Below are 24,785 nucleotides of genomic sequence, written 5' to 3' on the forward strand. Positions count from 1 at the left end.
ATGGACGGAGGCTAGGGCTCAGGCCTACTTCACTATAGCGTTCGGCAAGGGTGCATCATGCAAGCGAGACTGACAAGAAAACTGATGGCCATCGTGTTGGGAGGCGTGTTTTTTGCCGCGATACCTGCCCTCTCCAGCGCCGAGGAGGATGCGGCGCTGCAAGGGGATGAACAAGCCGTTTACCTCGGCGGGCTGAAGCGTCTTTACCTGACCGAAAACGAGCGTCAGGCATTGCTTGCGCACAGCAACGCACTGCTGGAAACCTACGCCCTGCGGGCCGGTTACCAGGTCGGCGTGCCCGGGCGTGAGGATCTGCTCTATCGTTTCAGCGTCGCTGGCTCGGGCGAACTGGTGCTGCGCGAGGAGCGACGTGGGGCCGAAGGCACGGCAGTCGCCGTGCACAATCAGCGCCTCTCGGTGTTCGGTGTCGATCCGTTCATCCGCTATGAATGTCCGACCAGTGGTATCCGCTGCGTACTGTTCAATCCGGCTGACGGCAGCCCGCTGTTGACGATCGTGCGTGACCATCAGGGCGCCGGCGAGCTGGCCAAGGCGCTGAGTTTTCTGATTCGCAACGTGCAGAAGGGCTGACGGCATTTTCGTCATCTGCTCAACGTAGTATTTCGCAGGTCTTTACGACGGCTCACGGTGTCGTCGCCAAGGCAAAAAAAACCCCGTCTGAACAGACGGGGTTGAGGATGCGAGCGTGGCGTGCTCGAAACGATTTACAGCAGGATGGTGCGGATGTCCGCCAGCAGCTGCGACAGGCGCTGAGTGAAGCGGGCAGCGGCGGCGCCATTGATCACGCGGTGATCGTAGGACAGCGACAGCGGCAGCATCAGGCGCGGCTGGAAGGCCTTGCCATCCCATACCGGCTGCATGGTTGCCTTGCTCACACCGAGGATCGCCACCTCAGGCGCGTTGACGATCGGCGTGAAGCCGGTGCCGCCAATGTGGCCGAGGCTGGAGATGGTGAAGCAGGCACCCTGCATGTCATCGGCAGAGAGCTTCTTCTTGCGTGCCTTGTCGGCCAGTTCGGCGGCTTCGGCGGCCAGTTGCAGCAGGCTCTTCTGGTCGACGTTCTTGATCACCGGGACCAGCAGACCATCCGGGGTGTCCACGGCGAAACCGACGTGTACGTACTTCTTGCGGATGATTGCCTTGCCGCTCGGCGCCAGCGAACTGTTGAAGTCCGGCAGTTCCTTGAGCAGATGGGCGCAGGACTTGAGCAGCAGCGGCAGCACGGTCAGCTTGACGCCGGCCTTCTCGGCCACGGCCTTCTGCGCAACGCGGAAGGCTTCCAGGTCGGTGATGTCGGCCGAATCGAACTGGGTCACGTGCGGCACGTTGAGCCAGCTGCGGTGCAGGTTGGCAGCACCGACCTGCATCAGGCGGGTCATGGCCACTTCTTCGACTTCACCGAACTTGCTGAAGTCCACGGCCGGGATCGGCGGGATGCCGGCACCGCCAGTGGCAGCAGCTGCAGTCGCCTGCGGCGCGGCCTTGGCCTTCTGCATCATCGCCTTGACGTGGACCTGCACGTCTTCCTTGAGGATGCGGCCTTTCGGGCCGGTGCCGGCGATGTCCGCCAGCTCGACACCGAAATCACGCGCCAGCTGACGCACGGCCGGGCCGGCGTGCACCTTGGCGCCGTCGCGCTTGGGCGTGTTGGCGACTTCGGCAGCAGCAGCCGACAGCGAGGCAATGGCGCGTACTTCGGCGGCCACTTCCGGTGCGGCGCCTTCCGGTACGCGGTGCACTTCCTGACTGGCATGCGCCGGTGCAGCTGCCGCAGCAGCGCCGGCCACCTTGAGCTTGAGGATCAGGTCGCCGGTACCGACTTCGTCGTCCAGCTTGACCAGCACTTCTTCGACCACGCCGGCAGCCGGCGCGGGGATTTCCATGGAAGCCTTGTCGGACTCCAGGGTGATAAGCGACTGGTCGGCCTCGATGCTGTCGCCAGCCTTGACCATGACCTCGATGACCTTGACCTTGCCGGAGGTACCGATGTCCGGCACCTGTACGTCCTGCACCGAGGCGGCAGCCGGGGCAGCAGCGGCCGGAGCAGGTGCCGCAGGCGCAGCGGCAGCGGGTGCTGCTGCCTGGGCCGGTGCGGCGGCAGGCGCGGAGCCTGCGCTGCGCAGCTTGATGATCAGGTCGCCGGTGCCGACTTCGGCATCCAGCTTGACCAGCACTTCTTCGACCACGCCGGCAGCCGGCGAGGGGATCTCCATGGAGGCCTTGTCGGACTCCAGGGTGATCAGCGACTGGTCGGCCTCGATGGTGTCACCCACCTTGACCATGACTTCGATGACCTTGACCTTGCCGTCGGTGCCGATGTCCGGCACGTGTACGTCCTGCACGCTGCTGGTCGCGGCGGCCGGAGCAGCCGCAGGAGCGGCCGCTTTCGGAGCTTCGGCCGGGGCTGCTTCGGCTTTTGGCGCAGGCGCCGCTTCTGCGGCTCCTTCGACTTCCAGCACCAGCAGCTCGTCGCCTTCTTTCAGGCGGTCGCCGATCTTGACCTTGATTTCCTTGATCACACCGGCCTTGGGCGAGGGCACTTCCATGGAGGCCTTGTCGGACTCCAGGGTCAGTACGCTCTGCTCGGCTTCGACACGGTCGCCGACCTTGACCAGCAGTTCAATGACCTCGCCTTCACCGCCGAGGTCGGGTACGCGAATCAACTCACTCATCGCTACGCTCCTTAGCAGTCCAGGGGGTTGGCTTTATCGGCGTCGATACCGAACTTGGCGATGGCATCTGCCAGCACCTTGGCTTCGATCTCGCCACGGTCGACCAGGGCTTCCAGCGCGGCCAGCACGACCCAGTTGCGGTCCACTTCGAAGAAGTGACGCAGCTGCTTGCGGCTGTCGCTGCGGCCGAAGCCGTCGGTGCCCAGGACCTTGTATTCCTTGCTCGGAACCCACTGACGAACCTGTTCGGCGAACAGCTTCATGTAGTCGGTGGAGGCGATGACCGGACCCTTGCGACCGCTCAGGCACTCTTCGAGGTAGGTCTTCTTGGGCTTCTGGCCCGGGTGCAGGCGGTTGCTGCGCTCGACGGCCAGGCCATCGCGACGCAGTTCGTTGAAGCTGGTGACGCTCCACACGTCGGCGCCGATATTGAACTCGTCGCGCAGGATCTTCGCCGCTTCACGCACCTCGCGCAGGATGGTGCCGGAGCCCAGCAGCTGCACGTGGTGCGCCGCTTCCTTCTTGTCTTCCTCGAGCAGGTACATGCCCTTGATGATGCCGTCTTCCACGCCTTCCGGCATGGCCGGCTGCTGGTATGACTCGTTCATCACGGTGATGTAGTAGAAGATGTCCTGCTGCTCTTCGGTCATCTGGCGAATACCTTCGCGGATGATCACGGCGAGCTCGTAGCCGTAGGTCGGGTCGTAAGTGCGGCAGTTCGGAATGGTCGCTGCCAGCATGTGGCTGTGACCGTCTTCGTGCTGCAGACCTTCACCGTTGAGGGTGGTACGACCGGCGGTGCCGCCGACCAGGAAGCCGCGGGTGCGGCTGTCGCCAGCAGCCCAGGCCAGGTCGCCGATACGCTGGAAGCCGAACATCGAATAGAAGATGTAGAACGGCAGCATCGGCTGGTTGTGGCAGGAGTACGAAGTACCAGCGGCGATGAAGGAACTCATGGCGCCGGCTTCGTTGATGCCTTCCTCGAGGATCTGACCTTTCTTGTCCTCTTTGTAGAACATCACCTGGTCTTTATCGACCGGCTCGTACAGCTGGCCGACCGAGGAGTAGATGCCCAACTGACGGAACATGCCTTCCATACCGAAGGTACGGGCTTCGTCCGGAATGATCGGGACGATGCGCTGGCCGAGTTCCTTGTCCTTGACCAACTGCGCGAGGATGCGCACGAAGGCCATGGTGGTGGAGATTTCGCGGTCGCCCGAGCCGTCGAGGATGGCCTTGAGGGTATCCAGCGGCGGAGTCGGGATGCTGAAGCTCTGCTGGCGGCGCTGCGGTACGAAACCGCCCAGCGCGGTGCGGCGCTCGTGCAGGTACTTGTACTCGGGGCTGCCCGGCTCCGGCCGTACGAACGGCAGGTTTTCCAGCTCTTCGTCCTTGACCGGAATGTCGAAGCGGTCGCGGAACTGACGCAGGCTGTCGACATCGACCTTCTTGGTGTTGTGCGCGGTGTTCTTCGCTTCACCGGCGCCGGTACCGTAGCCCTTGATGGTCTTGGCCAGGATCACGGTCGGCTGGCCGCTGTGGTTCACCGCCTGGTGGTAGGCTGCATAGACCTTGTACGGGTCGTGGCCACCACGGTTGAGCTTCCAGATCTCGTCGTCGGAAAGGTCTTTGACCATTTCCTTGAGTTCTGGCGTGTTGAAGAAGTTCTCGCGCACATAGGCGCCGTCTTTGGCCTTGTAGTTCTGGTATTCACCGTCGACCACTTCGTCCATGCGACGCTGCAGGGCACCGTCTTTGTCCTTGGCGAACAGCGGATCCCAGAAGCGACCCCAGACCACCTTGTTGACGTTCCACTGAGCACCGCGGAATACGCCTTCGAGTTCCTGGATGATCTTGCCGTTGCCGCGAACCGGGCCGTCGAGGCGCTGCAGGTTGCAGTTGATGACGAAGATCAGGTTGTCCAGCTTCTCGCGGCCAGCCAGGGAGATGGCGCCGAGGGATTCCGGCTCGTCGCACTCGCCGTCGCCCATGAAGCACCAGACCTTCTGCTTGCCGGCCGGGATGAAACCGCGGGCTTCCAGATACTTCATGAAGCGCGCCTGGTAGATCGCCTGGATCGGGCCCAGACCCATGGATACGGTCGGGAACTGCCAGAAGTCCGGCATCAGCCAGGGGTGCGGGTAGGAAGACAGGCCCTTGCCGTCGACTTCGCGACGGAAGTTCTTCATCTGGTCTTCGCTGACGCGGCCTTCCATGAAGGCGCGGGCGTAGACGCCAGGGCTGGCGTGGCCTTGATAGAACACCAGGTCGCCGCCGTGTTCTTCGGTCGGGGCCTGGAAGAAGTAGTTGAAGCCGATGTCATACAGCGTCGCGGAGGAGGCGAAGCTGGAAATGTGGCCGCCCAGGTCCGGGTCGTCCAGGTTGGTGCGCATCACCATGGCCAGGGCGTTCCAGCGCACCAGCGAGCGGATGCGGCGTTCCATGAACAGGTCGCCGGGCATGCGCGCTTCATGGGTTACCGGGATGCTGTTGCGGTAGGGCGTGGTGATCGCGTAAGGCAGCTGCGCACCACTGCGGGTGGCCAACTCGCCCAGACGGGTCATCAGGTAATGGGCACGGTCTTCACCCTCACGGTCGAGGACGGATTCAAGGGCGTCCAGCCATTCCTGGGTTTCGATCGGATCGAGGTCTTGCATGGCTTGCTCCAGGGCGGAAAGGCTTCCAGAATCGGAGGCCAGTTGGGTCTCGCCGGCTTTTTGGGCGGGCGAGTTGAAATTCTTGGATTTACCGGGGGTAGGACCGGCCGCTTGTAGTTTTACTACATTTCGACGACGGATTCAGCCCTCTGGATACAATTCTTTCGTAGTAAAACTACAATCCGCGGCACTGCCGGCCGCGCACGCCCCGCAGGTGCGGGGTTCCGGGCGTTTGCGCCGTGCGTCCGGCAGTCCGCCAAAAGGATAGACCATGAGCCTGCCGTTGCTGGTCGAGTTGCCCCCTTCTCTTGCCTCCCTGGCCGAACGCGCCGAACAGTCACTACAAGCCGCCCTGAGCGAGCATGAGGGGGCGGCAGCCGCATTCTCGGCCTGGCCGCAGCAGCGGCGGGAAAACTGGCGACAGGTTGCGGCCCTGAGTGATTTTGTCGCAGAGCAGGCGCAGCGTGACCCGCAAACCTTCCTTGCCCTGGCTGAGTCGGGTGAGCTGGAGCGCAGTCTGGTGCCGGGCGAGTTACGCCAGCAGCTCGATGCGCAGTTGGCCGATTGTGCCGATGAGGAGGCGCTGGGGCGTTGTCTACGGCGTTTCCGCAATCGTCAACAGTTGCGCATCATCTGGCGCGACTTCAGTCGTCAGGCTGCGCTCGCTGAAACCTGTCGCGATCTGTCCGATCTGGCCGACGCCTGTATCGATCTGGCCTATCACTGGCTCTATCCACGCCACTGCGAGCAGTTCGGTACGCCGACGGGGCGACGCAGCGGCCAGCCGCAGCACATGGTCATCCTCGGAATGGGCAAGCTCGGCGCTCACGAGCTCAACCTGTCTTCGGACATTGACTTGATCTTCGGCTATCCCGAAGGCGGCGAGACCGAAGGGGTCAAGCGTTCGCTGGACAATCAGGAGTTCTTCATCCGGCTGGGGCAGCGGCTGATCAAGGCGCTGGACGCGATCACCGTCGACGGCTTCGTCTTCCGTACCGACATGCGTCTGCGCCCCTATGGTTCGTCCGGGGCATTGGTATTCAGTTTCAATGCCCTGGAACAGTACTACCAGGATCAGGGGCGCGACTGGGAGCGCTACGCGATGATCAAGGCGCGCGTGGTCGGTGGCGATCAGGCTGCCGGAGCCGAGTTACTGGAAATGCTGCGCCCGTTCGTCTATCGCCGTTACCTGGACTTCTCCGCCATCGAGGCGCTGCGTGCGATGAAGCAGTTGATCCAGCAGGAGGTGCGGCGCAAGGGCATGAGCGAAAACATCAAGCTCGGCGCCGGGGGTATCCGCGAGATCGAGTTCATCGCTCAGGCTTTTCAGCTGATCCATGGCGGGCGCGACCTCAGCCTGCAGCAGCGACCCTTGCTCAAGGTCCTCGCCACGCTGGAGGGGCAGGGCTATCTGCCGCCGGCGGTGGTAGCGGAAATGAAGGAAGGCTACGAGTTCCTGCGCTACGCCGAGCATGCCCTGCAGGGCATCGGTGACCGGCAGACGCAGATGCTGCCGGCCGATCCGCAGGATCAGGCGCGGGTGGCCGCGATCATGGGCTTCGCCGACTGGGCCAGCTTCCACGAGCGCCTGATGTACTGGCGGGGCCGCATCGAGTGGCACTTCCAGCAAGTGATCGCCGATCCTGACGAGGACGATGCGCAGGGCGGCGAGGCCTGTGTCGGCGCCGAATGGCTGCCGTTGTGGGAGGGGGCGCTGGATGAGGAAGCGGGCATTCAGCAACTGCAAGAATCTGGCTTCACTGAGGCTGCTGCGGCCTATCGGCGCCTGGGCGACCTGCGCAATGGTCCGCAGGTGCGTGCCATGCAGCGCCTCGGCCGTGAGCGTCTGGATGCCTTCATTCCGCGCCTGCTGGCGCAGGCGGCGGAGCACGATGTGCCGGATCTGGTGCTGGAGCGGGTGCTGCCGCTGGTGGAAAAGGTGGCGAGACGTTCGGCCTATCTGGTGCTGCTATCTGAAAACCCCGGCGCACTGGAGCGGTTGATCACGCTCTGTGCGGCCAGCCCGTGGATCGCGGAGCAGATCGCCCGCTTCCCGTTGCTGCTCGACGAGTTGCTCAACGAAGGAAGGTTGTATTCGCCGCCACAGGCGCCGGAACTGGCGGCCGAATTGCGTGAGCGGTTGATCCGTATTCCCGAGGAGGATCTTGAGCAGCAGATGGAAGCGCTGCGCCACTTCAAGCTGGCGCACAGCCTGCGCGTGGCGGCGTCGGAAATCGCCGGTACGCTGCCGTTGATGAAGGTGTCGGACTACCTGACCTGGCTGGCCGAGGCGATTCTCGATCAGGTGCTGGCGCTGGCCTGGCAGCACACCGTGCAGCGCCATGGCCGCCCCTGTCGCGCCGACGGTGCGCCCTGCGATCCGGATTTCATCATCGTCGGCTATGGCAAGGTCGGGGGGCTCGAGTTCGGCCATGGCTCGGATCTGGACTTGGTGTTCATTCATGGTGGCGACCCGCAGGCCGAGACCGATGGTGCCAAACCTATCGACGGCGCGCAGTTCTTTACCCGGCTGGGGCAGCGCATCATTCATTTGCTGACAACGCAGACCACCTCCGGCGCCTTGTATGAAGTGGATATGCGTCTGCGACCATCGGGCGCGGCCGGGCTGCTGGTCAGCTCGCTCGGTGCCTTCCAGCGCTATCAGGAAGGCGAGGCCTGGACCTGGGAGCACCAGGCGCTGGTACGCGCGAGGGTGCTGGTCGGATGCCCGCGCCTGGGCGGCGAGTTCGCCCGGGTGCGCGGAGAGGTGCTGGGGCGTCAGCGTGATATTGCCGCCCTGCGTGCGGAGGTCAGCGAGATGCGGGCGAAGATGCGCGACAACCTCGGTACGCGTGCGACGGCTGCCGGGACTGCAGAAAATGCCTTCGATGCAGCAACCTCCTTCGATCTGAAGCAGGATGCCGGTGGTATCGTCGATATCGAATTTATGGTGCAATACGCGGCTCTGGCCTGGTCGTGGCAACATCCGCAACTGCTCGAATTCACCGATAACATCCGCATCCTCGAGGGGCTCGAGCGGGTCGGTCTGATGTCGGCGCAAGATGCCGGATTGTTGCGCGAGGCCTACAAGGTCTACCGCTCGGCCGCTCACCGCCAGGCGCTGCAGAAGCAGCCCGGGGTAGTGCCGGGTGATCAGTTTCAGGATGAGCGCCACGCCGTGATGCGTTTGTGGCGCCAGCTGGAACTGAGCTGATGGCTCCCGGGTGGGAGCACTGATTGATCGAACCGCGAAGCGAATTGAGGAGCAGGCAAGATGTCGATGTCCGACCGTGATGGCGTGATCTGGTACGACGGCGAACTGGTACCGTGGCGCGAGGCGACCACCCATGTGCTGACCCATACCCTGCACTACGGCATGGGCGTGTTCGAAGGCGTGCGCGCCTACAACACCCCGGACGGCACCGCGATCTTCCGTCTGCAGGCGCACACCGACCGTCTGTTCGATTCGGCGCACATCTTCAACATGCAGATCCCCTTCTCCAAGGAAGAGATCAACGAGGCGCAGCGCGCCGCGGTGCGTGAAAACGGCCTGGAAAGCGCCTACCTGCGCCCGATGGTGTTCTTCGGCAGCGAAGGCATGGGCCTGCGTGCCGCTGGCCTGAAAGTGCACGTGATCGTCGCCGCCTGGCACTGGGGCGCCTACATGGGTGAGGAAGCTCTGCAGACTGGCATCAAGGTGCGTACCAGCTCCTATACCCGTCACCACGTCAACATCTCCATGACCCGCGCCAAGGCCAACGGCAACTACATAAACTCGATGCTGGCCCTGCAGGAGGCCATCTCCGGCGGTGCCGACGAGGCCATGCTGCTGGACCCGGAAGGTTACGTGGCCGAGGGTTCGGGCGAGAACATCTTCCTGGTCAAGGATGGTGTGGTTTACACCCCGGAAGTGACCTCCTGCCTCAACGGCATTACTCGTAATACCATCCTGACCCTGGCCGACGAGCTGGGCATCAAGGTGGTCGAGAAGCGCATCACCCGTGACGAGGTGTACATATGCGACGAGGCCTTCTTCACCGGCACCGCCGCCGAAGTCACGCCGATCCGTGAAGTGGACGGCCGTCAGATTGGTATCGGGCGCCGTGGTCCGGTTACCGAAAAACTGCAGAAAGCCTATTTCGACCTGGTGACCGGCAAGACCAACGCGCATGCCGGGTGGCGTACGCTGGTCAAGTAAGGGGTTCCTCGGAGGCTTGACGGGGAGGCGAAAGCCTCCCTGGTCGTTTCTGGAAAGAATATGAAGATACTGATCGTTGGACCGAGCTGGGTAGGCGACATGGTAATGGCGCAGACGCTGTTCCAGTGCCTCAAGCAGCGTCATCCCGAGTGCGAGATCGACGTGCTGGCGCCGGACTGGAGTCGACCGATCCTCGAGCGCATGCCTGAGGTGCGCGCCGCACTCAGCCTGCCGTTGGGGCATGGTGTGCTCGATCTGGCCACGCGTCGGCGTATCGGCAAGTCGCTTGGCGGTCAATACGATCAGGCCATTCTGCTGCCCAATTCGCTGAAGTCCGCCCTGGTGCCCTGGTTCGCGGGTATCCCCAAGCGCACCGGCTGGAAGGGCGAGATGCGCTACGGCCTGCTCAACGATATTCGCACGCTGGACAAGGCGCGCTACCCGCTGATGATCGAGCGTTTCATGGCGCTGGCCTACGAGCCGGGCGCCGAATTGCATCAGCCTTATCCTCAACCGCGCCTGGTGATTGACGAGGCCAGCCGCGCCGAGGCGCTGGCCAAGTTCGGCCTGCAGCTCGACCGGCCGGTGCTGGCGCTTTGCCCGGGCGCCGAGTTCGGCGAGGCCAAGCGCTGGCCGGCCGAGCATTACGCCAAGGTCGCCGAGATCAAGATTCGCGAGGGCTGGCAGGTCTGGCTGTTCGGTTCGAAGAACGACCATGCCGGCGGCGAAGACATTCGCATGCGCCTGATTCCCGGCCTGCGTGAGGAGGTCTGCAACCTTTCCGGGCAGACCAGCCTGGCCGAGGCCATCGACCTGATGTCGGCTGCCACTGCCGTGGTGTCCAACGATTCCGGGTTGATGCACGTGGCTGCGGCACTTAACCGGCCGCTGGTGGCTGTCTACGGCTCCACCTCGCCTGGTTTTACTCCGCCACTGGCCGATCGTGTCGAGATCGTCCGTCTGGGGTTGGAATGCAGCCCCTGTTTCGATCGCACCTGCCGCTTCGGTCACTACAACTGCCTGCGCGAGCTCAAACCGCGCCCGGTCATCGAGGCGCTGGAACGGCTGGTCGGCGAAACTCTGACCCTGGTCGAGGGCGACTGATCTTGCGGGTACTGATCATCAAGACCTCGTCGCTGGGCGACGTGGTGCATACCTTGCCGGCGCTGACCGATGCCGCTCGCGCCATTCCCGGCATTCGCTTCGACTGGGTCGTGGAAGAAGGCTTCGCCGAGATTCCCGCCTGGCATCCGGCCGTGTCGCAGGTGATTCCTGTGGCCATTCGCCGCTGGCGCAAGCACCCGCTACGCACCTGGCGCAGTGGCGAGTGGACGCGTTTCAAGCAGCGCTTGCGCGAGAATCGCTATGACCTGGTGATCGACGCCCAAGGGCTGCTCAAGAGCGCCTGGCTGACGCGCTATGTTCAGGCGCCGGTGGCCGGACTGGATCGTGATTCGGCGCGCGAGCCGTTGGCCAGCCGCTTCTACGACCGGCGCTACGCGGTGGCCAAGGATCAACATGCCCTGGAGCGCGTACGACAGTTGTTTGCCAAGGCGCTGGGGTATTCATTGCCTGCCGCCAGCGCTGACTACGGCCTCAATCGCGCAGCGATGATGGACGCTACGGCGCAACCCTATCTGGTGTTCCTGCATGGCACCACCTGGGTCAGCAAGCACTGGCCGGAAAGCGACTGGCGTGCGTTGGCCGAGCGTATGGACGAACTGGGCTGGGCCGTGCGCCTGCCTTGGGGCAGCGAGACAGAGAAAGCACGAGCCGAACGCATCGCCGCCGGGCTCCGGCATGTCGCCGTGCTGCCCAAATTGAACCTGGCCGGCGTGGCCAAGGTGATCGCCGGCGCCAGCGCCTGCGTCTCCGTCGATACCGGGCTCGGCCACCTGGCCGCGGCGCTGGATGTACCGAACATTTCCCTCTACGGCCCGACGCTGCCCGGCAAGGTCGGAGCCTATGGTCGTAGCCAGATTCATCTGTGTGCCAGCGGTCCGGGCGCTGGCAGCGGTGATCGTGACAAGCCCTGCTTCGATGGCCTCGACGCCGCGCGCGTTGGCCTGGAACTGGAGGCGCTGCTGCTCGCGCCTCCCGGCACCCTATAAGGAGCGGCTATGCAACTGGCCTTCGTTCTTTACAAATACTTCCCGTTCGGCGGGCTACAGCGTGATTTCATGCGCATCGCCCTGGAGTGCCAGGCGCGCGGTCACGCCATTCGCGTATATACGCCGATCTGGGAAGGCGACAATCCGGGTGGCTTCGACATCCGCGTGGCGCCGGTGCGAGCGTTGTTCAATCACCGCCGCAACGAGAAGTTCAGCGCCTGGCTGCAGGCCGATCTGAAGCGCGACCCCGTCGACCGGGTGATTGGCTTCAACAAGATGCCGGGTCTGGACGTCTACTACGCCGCCGACGGCTGTTTCGAAGACAAGGCACAGACCCTGCGTAATCCGATCTATCGGCGTTGGGGGCGCTACAAGCACTTCGCCGATTACGAGCGCGCGGTGTTCGCGCCGGAGTCGAAGACCGAGATCCTGATGATCTCCGAGGTGCAGCAGCCTTTGTTCGTCAAACACTACAAGACGCCGTTGCAACGCTTTCATTTGCTGCCGCCGGGGATCGCCCAGGATCGCCGGGCGCCGGCGAACGCCACCGAGATTCGCGCGGACTTCCGCCGTGAGTTTCAGTTGGGCGACGACGACCTGCTGCTGGTGCAGATCGGCTCGGGGTTCAAGACCAAGGGCCTGGACCGCAGCCTCAAAGCGCTGGCTTCCTTGCCGCGAGAGTTGCGCAAACGCACCCGCCTGATCGCCATCGGCCAGGACGATCCCAAGCCCTTCCTGCTGCAGGTCAAGGCGTTGGGCTTGTCTGATCAGGTGCAGATTCTCAAGGGTCGTAGCGATATTCCACGCTTCTTGCTCGGCGCCGATCTACTGATCCATCCGGCCTATAACGAGAACACCGGCACCGTGTTGCTGGAGGCGCTGGTCTCCGGCCTGCCAGTGCTGGTCACCGATGTTTGTGGCTATGCCCACTACATTGCCGATGCCGATTGCGGACGGGTGCTGCCCAGCCCCTTCGAGCAAGAGCGGCTCAACCGCGCCCTGGCCGACATGCTCGCCGATCCGCAGCAGCGCGCCTTCTGGGTGCGCAACGGTCTGGCTTATGCCGACAGCGCCGACCTCTATTCCATGCCGAAGAAGGCCGCCGACGTAATCCTCGCGGAGAAGCACGCATGAGCCGTCTGGGGAGGGTGTGCTGTGCGCACCGCAAGACCGACATCGCAGTGGCTTCAGTACGCACGGCGCACTCTACGGATGCCCGGCCGGGGGGGCTGCCATGCGCCTGATCCTCGCCGAACCGTTCAAGAGCCTGTGGGCCGAGCGTGACGCTTTCGAGGCTGTCGAGGCGCTACAGGGTCAGGTCTATCGAGAGCTGGAAGGGCGCCGTACCTTGCGTACAGAGGTCGACGGGCGTGGCTACTTCGTCAAGATTCACCGTGGCATCGGTTGGGGCGAGATCGCCAAGAACCTGCTCAGTGCCAAGGCGCCGGTGCTCGGCGCAGCACAAGAGTGGCAGGCGATCCAGCGTTTGACCGAAGCAGGCGTGCCAACCATGACCGCCGTGGCCTACGGCGAGCGCGGTAGCAATCCGGCGCACCAGCATTCCTTCATCGTTACCGAGGAGCTGGCGCCGACCGTCGATCTGGAGCAGCTGACTCTGAACTGGGCCGAGCAGCCGCCCCAGCCAGTGCTGAAGTGGGCGCTGATCCGCGAAGTGGCGCAGATGACCGGCACCATGCACCGTGCCGGGGTCAACCACCGCGACTGCTACATCTGCCACTTCCTGCTGCACACCGATCGGCCGATACAGGCTGACGACCTGCACTTGTCGGTCATCGACCTGCACCGAGCACAGGTGCGGGACGCAGTCCCGCAGCGCTGGCGTGACAAAGACCTCGCGGCTCTGTACTTCTCGGCCCTGGATATCGGCCTGACCCGTCGCGACAAACTGCGTTTTCTGCGCACCTACTTCCAGCGCCCGTTGCGCGGGGTGCTGCGCGACGAAGCGCGCCTGCTCGCCTGGCTGGAGCGCAGGGCGGCGAAATTGTATGAGCGTAAGCAGCGTTATGGAGATCGACTGTAGATGTCAGTGGAAGAGACAGTTATCAAGCCAGGTATGAGTGTTGCGGTCGTTTCCTGTCCGGCTCTCGGTGACACATCGCTGTTTTTACGGCTGGCGTGGCGTCTTCAGGCCGCTGGAGCAAGGGTTACGCTGGTATCGCCCTCTTTGGCTTCACTGAGTGGGTATCTTCCAGGCTTGCAGGTAGTAGCGGATGTGAATCCGAATTTGTTGCAACTGGCTAACTCCAATGCTCTAGTCATTTGCTATATCGATTGGCTGATCAAGGCCGTCCGAGCTGGTGGCGACCTGACGCAGGTAGCTAATATCGCCTATTTGTCTGGTAAGAAACTGCCAGAAAATTTACGCCTATCCGAGCGTCCAGTGATGCTTGAGGGTATAGAGGTTCCAGGCGCGCACAATGTGATCTGCCGCGACCCCAAGGCCGGTAAAACGATGGTGCAGTGGATCGATCTGTACGCAGAAGAAATTCTGGGGCTAGATCTGGCCGTGCCTGTCACGGGCTTTCAAGGACTGCCTGCCCTCGCGAATGATGCTGAGCGCCGTGTAGCCATCTTCCCCACGACGCCGCACGTCAGCAAGAACTTTTCCAGCTCCGGATTCCGGCGTCTGGCTCGTCGATTGAGCGCCAAGGGCTGGCATGTCGAGTTCGTTGGTATTGTCAGTGAGCAGCAAGCCTTGAGTAGTCAGTACCCTGGCCATGTCGTGCATGCCTTTACGGATTTAAAGGGGCTGGTCGATTACCTGCGAACCTGCTCCGTAGTCGTCAGTAACGACTCGGGCGGTGGTCATCTCGGGTCGCTGCTGGGGTTGCGCACGTTTACCATCACGCGCCGGCGTAGTGATTTCACTTGGCGTCCCGGTTTCAATGATCTCAACCAGGTCATCAATCCAGTGATCAGTTTCAAGTGGATGGGTTATACGGTCTGGCGGCCTTTCATTCCCCTGCGGCGTATTGTGACTGCGCTCGCCGATGTGAGGAGTTGCTAGGTATGTCGGCGTGGAAGCATCACGTGCATGATCCTATTCTGCTGGCGGCTTTTGGCTCGCTCGAGGCTGTATTCACTCTGAAGGGGGAGCGGCTAACTAAGGACCCTTTATCGGAGGTCATCCGGATCGAGCGCCAAGGCGTGCGTTATTACGTCAAGCGATATTGGGGGGCCGGAAAGGGGGTGCGTCGCTATCTTGGGCGACCACGGGTCAAGGCGGAATGGCAAAACCTGAAGCTGTTCGCCAAGTGGGGAATCCCCACGGCTCCTATCGTTGCCTACGGGCTTGAGAGGAATGCTGGTGCCTTCGTGCGTGGCGCGCTGGTAACGCGCGAGCTGGACAATACTCTCAATTTGGCCGAAATCGCCGAACGCCAGGATCAGCGTCTGGCTGATCCTGAATGGGTCTTGCATGTCAGCCAACAAGTGGCCCTGGGAGCGCGAACCCTGCATGACCATCATTTCACCCACAACGACCTCAAGTGGCGCAACCTGCTGGTCAACGAGAAGGCCGAGCTGTTCTTCATCGACTGCCCTACGGGTAGTTTCTGGTGGGGGCCTTTGTTGCGTTATCGCATCATCAAGGATCTGGCGTGCCTCGATAAAGTGGCCAAGCGCGTGCTGTCGCGCACCCAGCGTTTGCGCTTCTATCTGCAGTATCGTGATCGGGAGCGCCTCGGAGAGGGCGACAAGAAGCGTATCAGGCGGGTGCTCAAGTTCTTCGAGGGTAGGGAATGACGGATTTCGTCTCGAAGCAGGATCGCGCGCTGCTCGAACAGCATGGCCTGGCCAGTTTTGATGCGCTTTGGACGCTTAAGCTGGAAGCGGTGGATGAACCGAACACCGAGCGCGGCGGCTGGAGCAGCGTCTATCGTCTGGACTTGGGCGAGCGTGCGTTCTATCTCAAGCGGCAGAGCAATCACCTGACGCGCAGCGTCTTGCACCCATGGGGGGAGCCGACCTTCGCCCGTGAGTTTCGCAACATTCGTCGCTATGCCGAGATGGCGATACCGGCCCTGCAGGCCGCGTTCTTCGGCGAGCGGCGCATACCCGGTGAGCGCCGTGCGATATTGCTGACGCGCGCTCTGGATGGCTGGCGTGATCTGGATAGCTGGCTCGCGCAATGGCCTACGCTGAGCGCAGTCACACAACATGCGATTCTGCGTGCCTGTGGCGATCTGGCCGGGGTGCTGCATCGGGCGGGGCAGATGCATGGCTGCTTCTATCCCAAGCACATCTTCCTGCGCGAAAAGGCGGCAGGTTTTGAAGCGCAATTGATCGACCTGGAAAAGACCCGTCCGCTTCTGTTCGGCCGCCGCGACCGGATCAAGGATCTGGAGCCGCTGCTGCGCCGCGCCAGTGTCTGGAACGAGGCGAACGTGCGCACCTTGCTGGCGGCTTATCTCGGCCACAGCGAGAACATCGAGCCTTGGTGGCAGCTGCTCGAGACGCGCAAGCGTCACAAGGAGGCGCGCTGATGCAGTTGGCTGAGTTGAATCAGGTCGGGCGTACGCCAGTGTTGCCGCTGCAACTGCAGGTGGCTGATGCTGATCTGCAGGTCAGTGATTGGCTACGCGTGCTGCCGGGCCAGCGCTATGTGGGTGTGGCCACCTGGCAAGGCCGCCAGGTGCTGGCCAAGCTGCTGGTTGGCGGTCGGGCGCAGCGCCACTATCAGCGCGAGCTGGACGGTGCCCGCCTGCTAGCCGGGCAGGGGCTGCCAACACCGGCTCTGTTGGCGCATGACTTCGTCGAGGGGCAGGGCGGCTGGTTGCTGTTCGAGTATCTCAACGGCGCGCAGAGTCTTTGGTCGACCTGGCAGGCAGTCGCTGGCGAACCCTTGTTGTCGGGCGAGCAGCAGGCGGTTCTGGGGGAGGCGCTGGCAGCGGTCGGCAGTATGCATGCACAAGGTCTGTGGCAGGCCGATCTGCATCTGGACAACCTGCTGCGCCAAGACGGCCACCTGTACCTGATCGACGGCGGCGGGGTGCACGCCGAGATACTGGGGCAGCCGTTGTCGCGCGCTCGTGTGCTGGAGAACCTCGGCGTGTTCTTCGCCCAGTTGCCAATCGAGTTGGATGCCTTTCTCGAAGAACTGCTGATTCATTATCTGCTGGCCAATGGCGAACACGCGTTGCCACTGGAGATGCTTCAGGCCGAGATTGCCAAGGTACGCCGCTGGCGTTTGCGCGATTACCTGAAGAAGACGGCACGTGACTGCAGTCTTTTCGCCGCACGCATCGGTGCTTTCGGTCTGCGCGTGGTGCGCCGTGAGGCGGAGTCGACCCTGCAGCCGTTAATGGAAAATCTCGATACCTGTATCGAGAGCGGACATATTTACAAGGCCGGCGGCACGGCGACCGTAGCGCGTGTCGATCTTGACGCTCGATCGCTGGTGGTCAAGCGCTACAACGTTAAGAACCTGCCGCACTGGTTCAAGCGCTTCTGGCGCCCGAGCCGGGCCTGGCATAGCTGGCGCGAAGGCAACCGCCTGCAGTTGCTAGGGTTTATCACGCCGACACCACTGGCCGTGATCGAAAGGCGTTGGTGTTGGCTGCGTGGACGGGCGTACCTGATTACTGACTATTGTGGTGGGCAGGATATAATCGCGCGTTTTGAAGCATATAAGCAGGCACCTCCCCCGGAAAGCGAACTGTTGGCTCTGGATCGTCTTTTCGCAGCGCTGCTGCGTGAGCGAATCAGCCACGGTGATTTCAAGGGGCACAACCTGTTTTGGGATGACGCGCAGGGTGCCTGGTCGCTGATCGACCTGGATGCCATGCGCCAACATCGCAGTGCGCGCAGTTTCGCTCGGGCCTATGCTCGCGACCGCGCCCGTTTTCTGCGCAACTGGCCGGCGGACTGCGCCCTGCACCAGTTGCTCGACCAACGTTTACCGCAGGTGCCCGGCACCTGCCCGAATTAGAGGCTCAAACCTGTGGCACTGACCATTCTCGGCCTGTCCGGCGCCCTCAGTCACGATCCGTCCGCCGCGCTGTACATCGACGGCAAGCTGATCGCGGCGGTGGAAGAGGAGCGCTTCGTGCGCGACAAGCACGCGAAGAACCGCATGCCCTACGAATCGGCCAAGTTCTGCCTGGAACAGGCCGGCATCAAGCCGTCCGATGTCGACGTGGTGGCCATTCCCTTTGCGCCCATCAGCATCTTTGAAAAGGCCCGCTGGCAGTACGCCAAGCGCTATGCCTACGCGCCAGATCGAGCCCTTGATGCGATCCTGTTCGGTAACCGCCGTTACAACCGCTACAAGAAGCGCATCGAGTGGTGCCTGGTGCAACTCGGCTTCGACCTGAAGAAAGTCAAGATCGAGCCGATCGAGCACCACCTGGCGCACGCCTCCAGTGCCTACCACTGCTCAGGCTTCAAGGAGAAGACCGCGATCCTCGGCATCGACGGCAAGGGTGAGTACGCCACCACCTTCTTTGGCTACGGTGAAAACGGCAAGATCCATAAGATCAAGGAGTTCTTCGATCCGGATTCCCTCGGCGGCCTGTATGGCGCGATCACCGAATACCTCGGTTTTGAAATGCTCGACGGCGAGTTCAAGGTCATGGGCATGGCGCCGTACGGTGACGCCGCCAAGTACGACTTCTCGCGGCTGGCCAAGTTCGAGAACGGCGAGCTGATCATCAACACCGAGTACGCCAACGTCATCGGCTTCCGTCGCTACAAGGAAAACGGTAAGGGTTACTACTTCTCGCCCAAGCTGATCGAGTGGCTGGGGCCGAAACGCGAAGGCGACATCGCCGACGATCCGTACATCCACTACGCCGCCAGCATGCAGGCGTTGTTCGAGAAGCTGGCGCTGCAGATGACGGAGTACTACCTCGGCGACATCCTGCGTGAGACCGGCAAGATCGCCTTCGCCGGCGGCTGTGCGCTGAACGTCAAACTGAACCAGAAGATCATCGCCCGCGATGACGTCAAGGAGCTGTTCGTCCAGCCGGCCTCCGGTGATGCAGGCACCGCTGTTGGCGCTGCGGCCTATGTGTCGAACCAGCGCGGCGTGCCGGTGGAGAAGATGGAGCACGTCTACCTCGGCCCGTCCTACTCCAACGAAGACGTTATCGCCGCCTGCGCCAAGCACCCTAATCAGCCGGTGTTCAAACGCATCGACAACACTCCTGAGCGCATCGCCCGGATCATGGTCGACGGCAACCCGGTGGCCTGGTTCCAGGGCCGCATGGAGTTCGGCCCGCGCGCCCTCGGCGGCCGTTCGATCATTGGCTGCCCAAGCGTGCCAGGCGTGGCCGACCGCATCAACGAGCAGATCAAGTTCCGCGAGCGCTGGAGACCCTTCTGCCCGTCCATGCTCGACACTGTGGCAGCGAAGATGCTCAAGGTCGATCACCCGAGCCCGTTCATGACCTTCACCTTCGAAGTCAACGAGGAGTGGAAGGAGCGCGTTGGCGAAGTGGTGCACGAAGACGGCACCTCGCGTGCCCAGGTGCTCGAGCGCCAATACAACCCGCGCTGGTACGACCTGATGCTGCAACTGGAAAAACTCACCGGCAACGGCGTGTCGCTGAACACCTCGCTCAACCGCCGTGGCGAGCCGATGATCTGCTCGCCGACCGATGCGCTGAACATGTTCTACGGCTCTGACCTGCAGTACCTGATCATGGAAGACATCCTCGTGGTCAAGGACGGCAAGGACTGGTATGACAGCGTCTGAGACGAACACTGAGCAAGCGCAGCGCTGGGTTCTGCAGTTCTGTCACGGCTATGACGGCCCGTTTCTGGATTGCGCGCGGCAATACGCTGTGCTGTTCAAGGACATGCCTTACAAGGTGTGCACCGTCTACCTGACGGGCGCACCTTCCGCGGAGGTCGAGCGTGGCTCTGCCTCTGACGAGGTGATCTTCCTCGACTATTCCAGCGCCCAGGTGCGTGGCCTCAAGTTGGGCGCGATCCGTGATTTACGCCGTATCGCCGCCTCGCGTGATTTCGCCCTGTGCATCGCCCACCGCTTCAAACCGATCTATGTTGCGCTGCTGGGCAGTGAACTGCCGGTAATCGGTGTGCACCACGCCTTCGGTGACTACGAACGGCGCTCCCGGAAGCTGTTCGCCAACTGTTTCCGCAAGCGCCTGAGGCTGCTCGGCGTGTCCAATGCCGTGCGTGACGACATACGCGCTTGCCTGCCATCCTGGCCTGTCGAACGTATCGAGACCCTGTACAACCGTATCGACATCGCCGCCGTGCAGGCCGAGCAGGTTTCCCGTGAGCAGGCTCGTGAGCATCTGGGCCTGCCACAGGATGCCTGGGTGGTCGGCAACGTCGGCCGCCTGCATCCGGATAAGGACCAGGCCACATTGATCCGCGGCTTCGCCCAGGCACTGCCACAACTGCCGGACGGCAGCTTGCTGGCGATCATGGGCCGTGGCCGGCTTGAGGCCCAGCTCAAGGCCCTGGCCGCCGAGCTGGGTATAAGTGATGCCGTACGCTTCCTCGGCCAGGTGGCCAACGGCCGGCGCTATTTCAAGGCGTTCGACGTGTTCGCCCTGACCTCCGACCACGAGCCGTTCGGCATGGTGTTGCTGGAGGCGATGGCGGCGGGGATAGCCATACTGGCTAGTGATTGTGGCGGGGCACCTGAAGTTGTGGGAGATTCGGGGGCGCTGTTTCCGCTGAAGGATACGCAAAGCCTTGCGCAATGTCTTAAGGAGCAGTCAGCTCGTGCCACGGAGTCGTCGTCTTCCCGGCAGCTCGAGTGTTTCTCCGATGCACAGGGGCGCATGCGATTCCTGAGCATAGTGCGGCAGGAGGGGTGGCTCGGTGAGAGTACAGGCTTGCTATGAGCGTTCTGCCTGCCAGCTAACAATTTGTCGTGACAATACAGTGGCGAGGCTCACCTTCTCTGGAAGTGAGAGCATCAAAAGCGTCAGTGCGGTTTCCTGATTTTCGAGGTGTACCTGTGAACGTGCTTTTTCTGGTCCAGGCTGAGCAGCGAGCAATACTGGATCGGCTGTATGACGGTATCGCTGATGCGTGTAGTACTTGCGACACTCGTTGGCTGAGCAGCGATGAGCAAGCTAACCTGAAGCGATACTTCCGCGAGCATGTGGATGCTTCGAGGTACGACCGGATTCTTTTCTTTCTGCGGTTCAAGAAAGAAATGCGTCAATGGCGCTTCATTCGTACCCTGCCCAATGTGGTGATTCTGGAACACGATGCCTACCAGAACTATATCCCTTGCAAGTACACGGGGAAGTTCAGTGCTCACTATCGGCGTATGCCGTGGGTGCGCATCATCAGCTCGGGCGCCCAGGTCAGCCAGCGTTTGCGAGACGAAGGCTTCGATGCCTGCTTCGTACCCAAGGGATACGATCAGGCCTTGCTTTCTTATCAAGGTCGAACGCGCGACATCGAACTGGGCTTCGTCGGCAGTACCAAGAGTGTGGCTTATAGCGGTCGCAAGGCGCTACTCGAGGAGCTGGGGCGGCACGAGGATCTGTTCGTGACCAAGACCAAATCCGGCGAGGAGTATTGCGATACCTTGAACCGTATCCGTTTCTTCGTGAGTGCGGATGTGGGAATGGGAGAATATATGATCAAGAACTTCGAAGCTATGGCGTGCGGTTGTGTTCTGTTCGCATATGATCATGGAGAACTGGAAAGCACGGCTCTTGGCTTTGTCGATATGAAGAATATCGTTCTGTACCACGACGTGACTGAGCTACGCGAGAAGTTGAGTATCCTGAGGCAGGATCCGCTACGAGCCAAGGACATAGCCGAGGCTGGGCGTCAGCTTGCTGAGCAGCGTTATGGCTTTGCGGCCATAGGGCGGCAGATTGTTGAAGCAATGCTTGCGCCTCTGCTTCCTGGCATTCAGCCAACGCGACTGCAGTTACTGTTACGCAAGATTGGCATCTGACACTGACTCTGAAACTAATGAATATCCTCAATGTCATGTGGGGCGGAGGCACAGATTTCGTCTCTGTACACAAGGTTCACCGAGACATACTCAAGCTTAGTGAGAGAGGTTCGAGCATTGTTAATCTGCTGCTGCAAGGCGGTGAGGCACCGCCGCTTATGGAGGTGGGGCCAGTCTCATGCCTCGGGCTTTCCTCGGCGCGGATTAAGGGACGTGGTCTGGCTTCAATACAGCGTTTGATTGATCGTCGACGTCTGGTTCGGTGGATTACTGTGCGTAGACCCCAAGTCATTCTGCTAGATGGCATGGGAGTGGCGACCTACGTCCTACCCTTGCTGCGTGAGTTGACGCAGGTGCGTGTCGTTGTACTGTTTCACGGTAACAAGCGCATCAAACCTGAGCAGAGTCGACTTCTACAGGCTTTTCCCGCTGAGCGGCTAGAGTTGATGGCGGTTTCTGCAACATTGGCTGCCGATATACAGCATCAGACGGGATGTAAGGTGTCTGGTGTTCGTGTTGCTCTACGCCCTGATACATTGCGGCTGTCTCTTTTGAATAAGGAGGCGGCACGGGATGGGCTTGGTCTTCCCGTTGCAGAGGGGCGGGGGCGCATAATAGGTGCGGTAGGGAGGCTGGTCAGTGAGAAAGGCTTTAGTCAGCTTATTGAGGTGCTCGCTGAGGAGTTGAGAGCCAACCCTGATGATCGGCTTGTAATTTTAGGTGAAGGTCCGGAGCGCGAAGCATTATCAACGCTTGCGAGCAAGCTGGGGATTTCTACGCAAGTCTTTTTGTTGGGGCATGTTGCTGAAGCTGTGCGCTTATATCGGGCATTCGATTTGCTGTGTATCCCATCTCGGCAGGAAGGGCTGGGTTTGGTCCTCTCCGAAGCGGTGATCGCAGGTGTGCCCGTTTTGGCAAGTGATCTGCCGGTATTCCGTGAGCAATTGGCCGGAGGGGTCGGCTTGTTACCTGTCGATCAGAAACCTGCCTGGAAAGCGGCCTTGAGTTTTTATCTGCGGGGAAATTTGGCGGAGTTGGCGCAGGCGCAAATGGCAGGTATGAACCCTGAGAGTGCCTGGAAAGACTTCGTTGAGTGCTATCGCTGTCTTTTACGTTAATTGTCCAGCACTGCTGAGCTCAAGGCCTCCATAGGAAACTGCTCCGCAATGCCCATAGTTTTCAGCAAGCGGGAAAAGTGTGCGAGATTGCGTTTTGCCTTAGCTGTTGAAAGCGCTCGACGCTGAATGCTTAGGTCTGCGATGTCTATGAGTCCCATCTTGCCCCCGGGAGTCAGCACAATGTTGCCTAGGTGTAATGAGCGGAAGTACACGCCGCTGCGGTGTAGTGTACGAATCAGCTTTATCAGTTCTGGCATGTAGCTGCCGAAGGTGGATGGCTGCTCTAAGTAGATGTCCTTGAGTGTACGTCCTGCCAGAGGGCGGTAGCACACGGCAGTCACGGCGGGGTCTTCCAGTCTATATATGCTTAGTGGCGTGAGAGTAGGGATGTTTAGTGCCTTAAGCTTGTCCGCGTTGCGCCAGAAACGCTCCGAGTAAGGGACGAGCAGTGCCGAGGAAACTAGGCGCTTTCTTCTAAATAATTTCAAGAAATTTCCATTGGCCAGCTTGTATACCTTGGGGCCAAAGCTGTCTTTTTCTAGTACGAGGGCGCCCGTTATGAGCGTGGCTAGCATCTCGTTGCTCAGTTTGATCTTGGTTGACATAAATTCGTAAGGTTAGTCAGTGTTTAGTCGACGATTATGTAAGTTTGTGGCAAGGATAATTCTTTTCGGGGCGTTTTTTCATCCGGTGACCGCTGAACGGCTTTAATTTAGCTGCTTGCTTTCCTATAAGCCAGGTTGACATGTATGGGTGAGTCGCGGCAGTCCAGCGTTTGAGGCATCGAATTTATTGCGGGCTTCGAAGTTTTCTAGATGTAGAATGCCGTGCTGCGTGCGGTCGCAGCTGCGTGATAAACCTATCGTGGTGGAGTGGGGATGGCAGGTGTTCGTGGTTTTTGGTTAGTGGGCGCTCTGTGCCTTGGATATCTGTGGTTTCTGATCGGCATCGCCTGGATGCCCACCAATAAGCTATATCAGCAAGGGCTAGTAGCCTTTTTCTGGCTTCCTGCTTTGGCTGGGGGGCTGCTAATGCATAAGCGCTTTGTGTTGGCATGGCAGGCTAATAAGGTGTTGATTTCGCTGCTTTGCATGTTCATTGGTTGGGCAGTGTTGAGCTTGACTTGGACTGCTGCCGAGCAGCCAGTGAAGGAGCTCAAGAGAGTCTTCTATGTATGCCTTTTCCTAGTTTTTTTCCTGCTGATGGCTCAGATGCGGCCGGAATTTGTTTGGAGGGGGCTGGGAGTAGCCTTCGCTGGGTTGGCCTTGTCATGCCCAGTTAGTCTCTATCTTTTTTACGTGCAGGATATGCACCCTCTGCAGGCCCGGTTATCTGGTATGGGGCAGGCCGGACACCCCATTCTTGGCGCTTACGTAATGGCTTTAGCCGTTATGTGGGGATTGCAGTTTATGCCTAGGGTCGCATGGCAGCGTGGCGTTTGGGCTGCGCTCATTGTCTTTTTGATGATGTTCATCGTTTTTGGTCAAAGCCGAGGGGCCATGCTTGCCTTGGGGCTGGCTGCACTGTCGATGCCGTTATGGAATGGTGGGCGTGTCGCATGGCTGGTTGCGTTTAGCGCTGGTGCTCTGGCCATCGCCGGCTCAGTTCTCTTCATGCCGTTCATTCTTCAGCGGGGTTTCTCCTATCGACCGGAGATATTTGCTTCCAGTCTGCAGATGATTATGGAAACCCCGTGGCTCGGGCTGGGTATTGGGTCGGGATATCGCGTTTATACTGAAAATTTTCCCGCCGGCTTCGATCATTCTCATAATGCTTTCACCCATGTTGCAATTGAGCTTGGGTTGCCAGGGTTGTTTTTTTGGTGTGGGCTCTGGTTGGTGGCGTTCAGAGTGGCTTGGCGTGAACGTAAGGTTGCGGAGGGGCGCTTATTGCTAGGCTGCCTTCTGGTTTCCTTCGTTGCCCTGCAATTCGATGCTGCAAGTCTTTGGGGGAGTCCGCGAGCTGAGTGGTTTGTAACTTGGTTGCCGATTGGGCTAACCCTTGCGCTCGCGGTACAGAGGATAAAACCTGCCTCAGGCGAAACCTTGGGGATACAGTGATTCATCCTCTTGGTAGGGCGGTTTACTGG

At 61.0% G+C, this 24,785-nt stretch carries 19 protein-coding genes; 16 read left to right on the plus strand and 3 right to left on the minus strand.

The annotated features are described in order from the left end of the window. The first annotated feature begins 84 nt into the window (after positions 1 to 84). Positions 85 to 591 carry a hypothetical protein gene (locus tag ACJRW5_RS01225; protein ID WP_484568718.1) on the plus strand — a complete coding sequence of 169 codons (507 nt, stop codon included), beginning with the start codon at positions 85 to 87 and terminating at the stop codon, positions 589 to 591. Positions 592 to 725: 134 nt separating this feature from the next. Here the strand turns inward: ACJRW5_RS01225 and aceF are convergent, their stop codons facing one another. Both aceF and aceE read right to left on the minus strand, forming a co-directional pair. Next, complete coding sequence (aceF, locus tag ACJRW5_RS01230) at positions 726 to 2,693, minus strand: dihydrolipoyllysine-residue acetyltransferase (protein WP_484568719.1); 1,968 nt, start codon at positions 2,691 to 2,693, stop codon at positions 726 to 728. 11 nt (positions 2,694 to 2,704) lie between these two features. Then, positions 2,705 to 5,350 (minus strand): pyruvate dehydrogenase (acetyl-transferring), homodimeric type, encoded by a 2,646-nt coding sequence (aceE, locus tag ACJRW5_RS01235; protein ID WP_484568720.1) that lies wholly within the window; start codon positions 5,348 to 5,350, stop codon positions 2,705 to 2,707. A gap of 271 nt (positions 5,351 to 5,621) precedes the next feature. Between aceE and glnE the strand changes: the two genes are divergently transcribed. From glnE to ACJRW5_RS01305, 14 genes are all read left to right on the plus strand, one after another. After that, a complete protein-coding gene (gene glnE / locus ACJRW5_RS01240; RefSeq protein ID WP_484568721.1) occupies positions 5,622 to 8,564 on the plus strand; it encodes a bifunctional [glutamate--ammonia ligase]-adenylyl-L-tyrosine phosphorylase/[glutamate--ammonia-ligase] adenylyltransferase in 2,943 nt (980 codons plus the stop codon). A gap of 60 nt (positions 8,565 to 8,624) precedes the next feature. Beyond that, on the plus strand, positions 8,625 to 9,548 hold the full coding sequence (locus ACJRW5_RS01245) for a branched-chain amino acid transaminase (RefSeq protein WP_484568722.1): 924 nt from the start codon (positions 8,625 to 8,627) through the stop codon (positions 9,546 to 9,548). A 60-nt stretch (positions 9,549 to 9,608) separates the two neighbouring features. Then, positions 9,609 to 10,652: a lipopolysaccharide heptosyltransferase II gene (gene waaF / locus ACJRW5_RS01250; protein WP_484568723.1), complete on the plus strand. Its 1,044-nt coding sequence runs from the start codon at positions 9,609 to 9,611 to the stop codon at positions 10,650 to 10,652. Positions 10,653 to 10,654: 2 nt separating this feature from the next. Next, positions 10,655 to 11,659 (plus strand): lipopolysaccharide heptosyltransferase RfaC, encoded by a 1,005-nt coding sequence (gene rfaC / locus ACJRW5_RS01255; RefSeq protein ID WP_484568724.1) that lies wholly within the window; start codon positions 10,655 to 10,657, stop codon positions 11,657 to 11,659. 9 nt (positions 11,660 to 11,668) lie between these two features. After that, on the plus strand, positions 11,669 to 12,793 hold the full coding sequence (locus tag ACJRW5_RS01260; RefSeq protein ID WP_484568725.1) for a glycosyltransferase family 4 protein: 1,125 nt from the start codon (positions 11,669 to 11,671) through the stop codon (positions 12,791 to 12,793). Positions 12,794 to 12,893: 100 nt separating this feature from the next. Next, a complete protein-coding gene (gene rfaP / locus ACJRW5_RS01265; protein WP_484568726.1) occupies positions 12,894 to 13,700 on the plus strand; it encodes a lipopolysaccharide core heptose(I) kinase RfaP in 807 nt (268 codons plus the stop codon). Next, entirely contained in the window at positions 13,701 to 14,687 is a 987-nt protein-coding gene (locus ACJRW5_RS01270; RefSeq protein ID WP_484568727.1) for a glycosyltransferase family 9 protein, read from the plus strand. It abuts the gene before it with no gap. Positions 14,688 to 14,689: 2 nt separating this feature from the next. Next, a complete protein-coding gene (locus ACJRW5_RS01275; RefSeq protein WP_484568728.1) occupies positions 14,690 to 15,424 on the plus strand; it encodes a lipopolysaccharide kinase InaA family protein in 735 nt (244 codons plus the stop codon). Further along, a complete protein-coding gene (locus tag ACJRW5_RS01280) occupies positions 15,421 to 16,164 on the plus strand; it encodes a lipopolysaccharide kinase InaA family protein (RefSeq protein WP_484568729.1) in 744 nt (247 codons plus the stop codon). Before ACJRW5_RS01275 ends, ACJRW5_RS01280 begins: the two co-directional genes overlap by 4 nt. After that, positions 16,164 to 17,609: a lipopolysaccharide kinase InaA family protein gene (locus ACJRW5_RS01285; RefSeq protein WP_484568730.1), complete on the plus strand. Its 1,446-nt coding sequence runs from the start codon at positions 16,164 to 16,166 to the stop codon at positions 17,607 to 17,609. The genes ACJRW5_RS01280 and ACJRW5_RS01285 overlap by 1 nt, the downstream gene beginning before the upstream one ends. A 12-nt stretch (positions 17,610 to 17,621) precedes the next feature. Beyond that, complete coding sequence (locus ACJRW5_RS01290; protein WP_484568731.1) at positions 17,622 to 19,376, plus strand: carbamoyltransferase family protein; 1,755 nt, start codon at positions 17,622 to 17,624, stop codon at positions 19,374 to 19,376. After that, a complete protein-coding gene (locus tag ACJRW5_RS01295) occupies positions 19,363 to 20,502 on the plus strand; it encodes a glycosyltransferase (protein WP_484568732.1) in 1,140 nt (379 codons plus the stop codon). The genes ACJRW5_RS01290 and ACJRW5_RS01295 overlap by 14 nt, the downstream gene beginning before the upstream one ends. A gap of 116 nt (positions 20,503 to 20,618) precedes the next feature. Beyond that, the gene (locus tag ACJRW5_RS01300; RefSeq protein WP_484568733.1) at positions 20,619 to 21,578 is read left to right on the plus strand and encodes a glycosyltransferase; all 960 of its coding nucleotides are present in this window, start codon (positions 20,619 to 20,621) and stop codon (positions 21,576 to 21,578) included. 17 nt (positions 21,579 to 21,595) lie between these two features. Further along, the gene (locus ACJRW5_RS01305) at positions 21,596 to 22,696 is read left to right on the plus strand and encodes a glycosyltransferase (RefSeq protein ID WP_484568734.1); all 1,101 of its coding nucleotides are present in this window, start codon (positions 21,596 to 21,598) and stop codon (positions 22,694 to 22,696) included. Here ACJRW5_RS01305 and ACJRW5_RS01310 read toward each other — a convergent pair. Continuing rightward, positions 22,693 to 23,301, minus strand: a complete 609-nt coding sequence (locus tag ACJRW5_RS01310; RefSeq protein WP_484568735.1) for a protein kinase family protein — start codon at positions 23,299 to 23,301, stop codon at positions 22,693 to 22,695. The genes ACJRW5_RS01305 and ACJRW5_RS01310 overlap by 4 nt on opposite strands. Positions 23,302 to 23,574: 273 nt before the next feature. On the opposite strand from ACJRW5_RS01310, the gene ACJRW5_RS01315 reads away from it, so the two are divergent. Further along, on the plus strand, positions 23,575 to 24,756 hold the full coding sequence (locus ACJRW5_RS01315) for an O-antigen ligase family protein (RefSeq protein WP_484568736.1): 1,182 nt from the start codon (positions 23,575 to 23,577) through the stop codon (positions 24,754 to 24,756). The last annotated feature ends 29 nt before the right edge of the window (positions 24,757 to 24,785 follow it).

The organism is Pseudomonas pichavaramensis, from assembly GCF_050473265.1.
In the GTDB taxonomy this organism is placed as follows: domain Bacteria; phylum Pseudomonadota; class Gammaproteobacteria; order Pseudomonadales; family Pseudomonadaceae; genus Aquipseudomonas.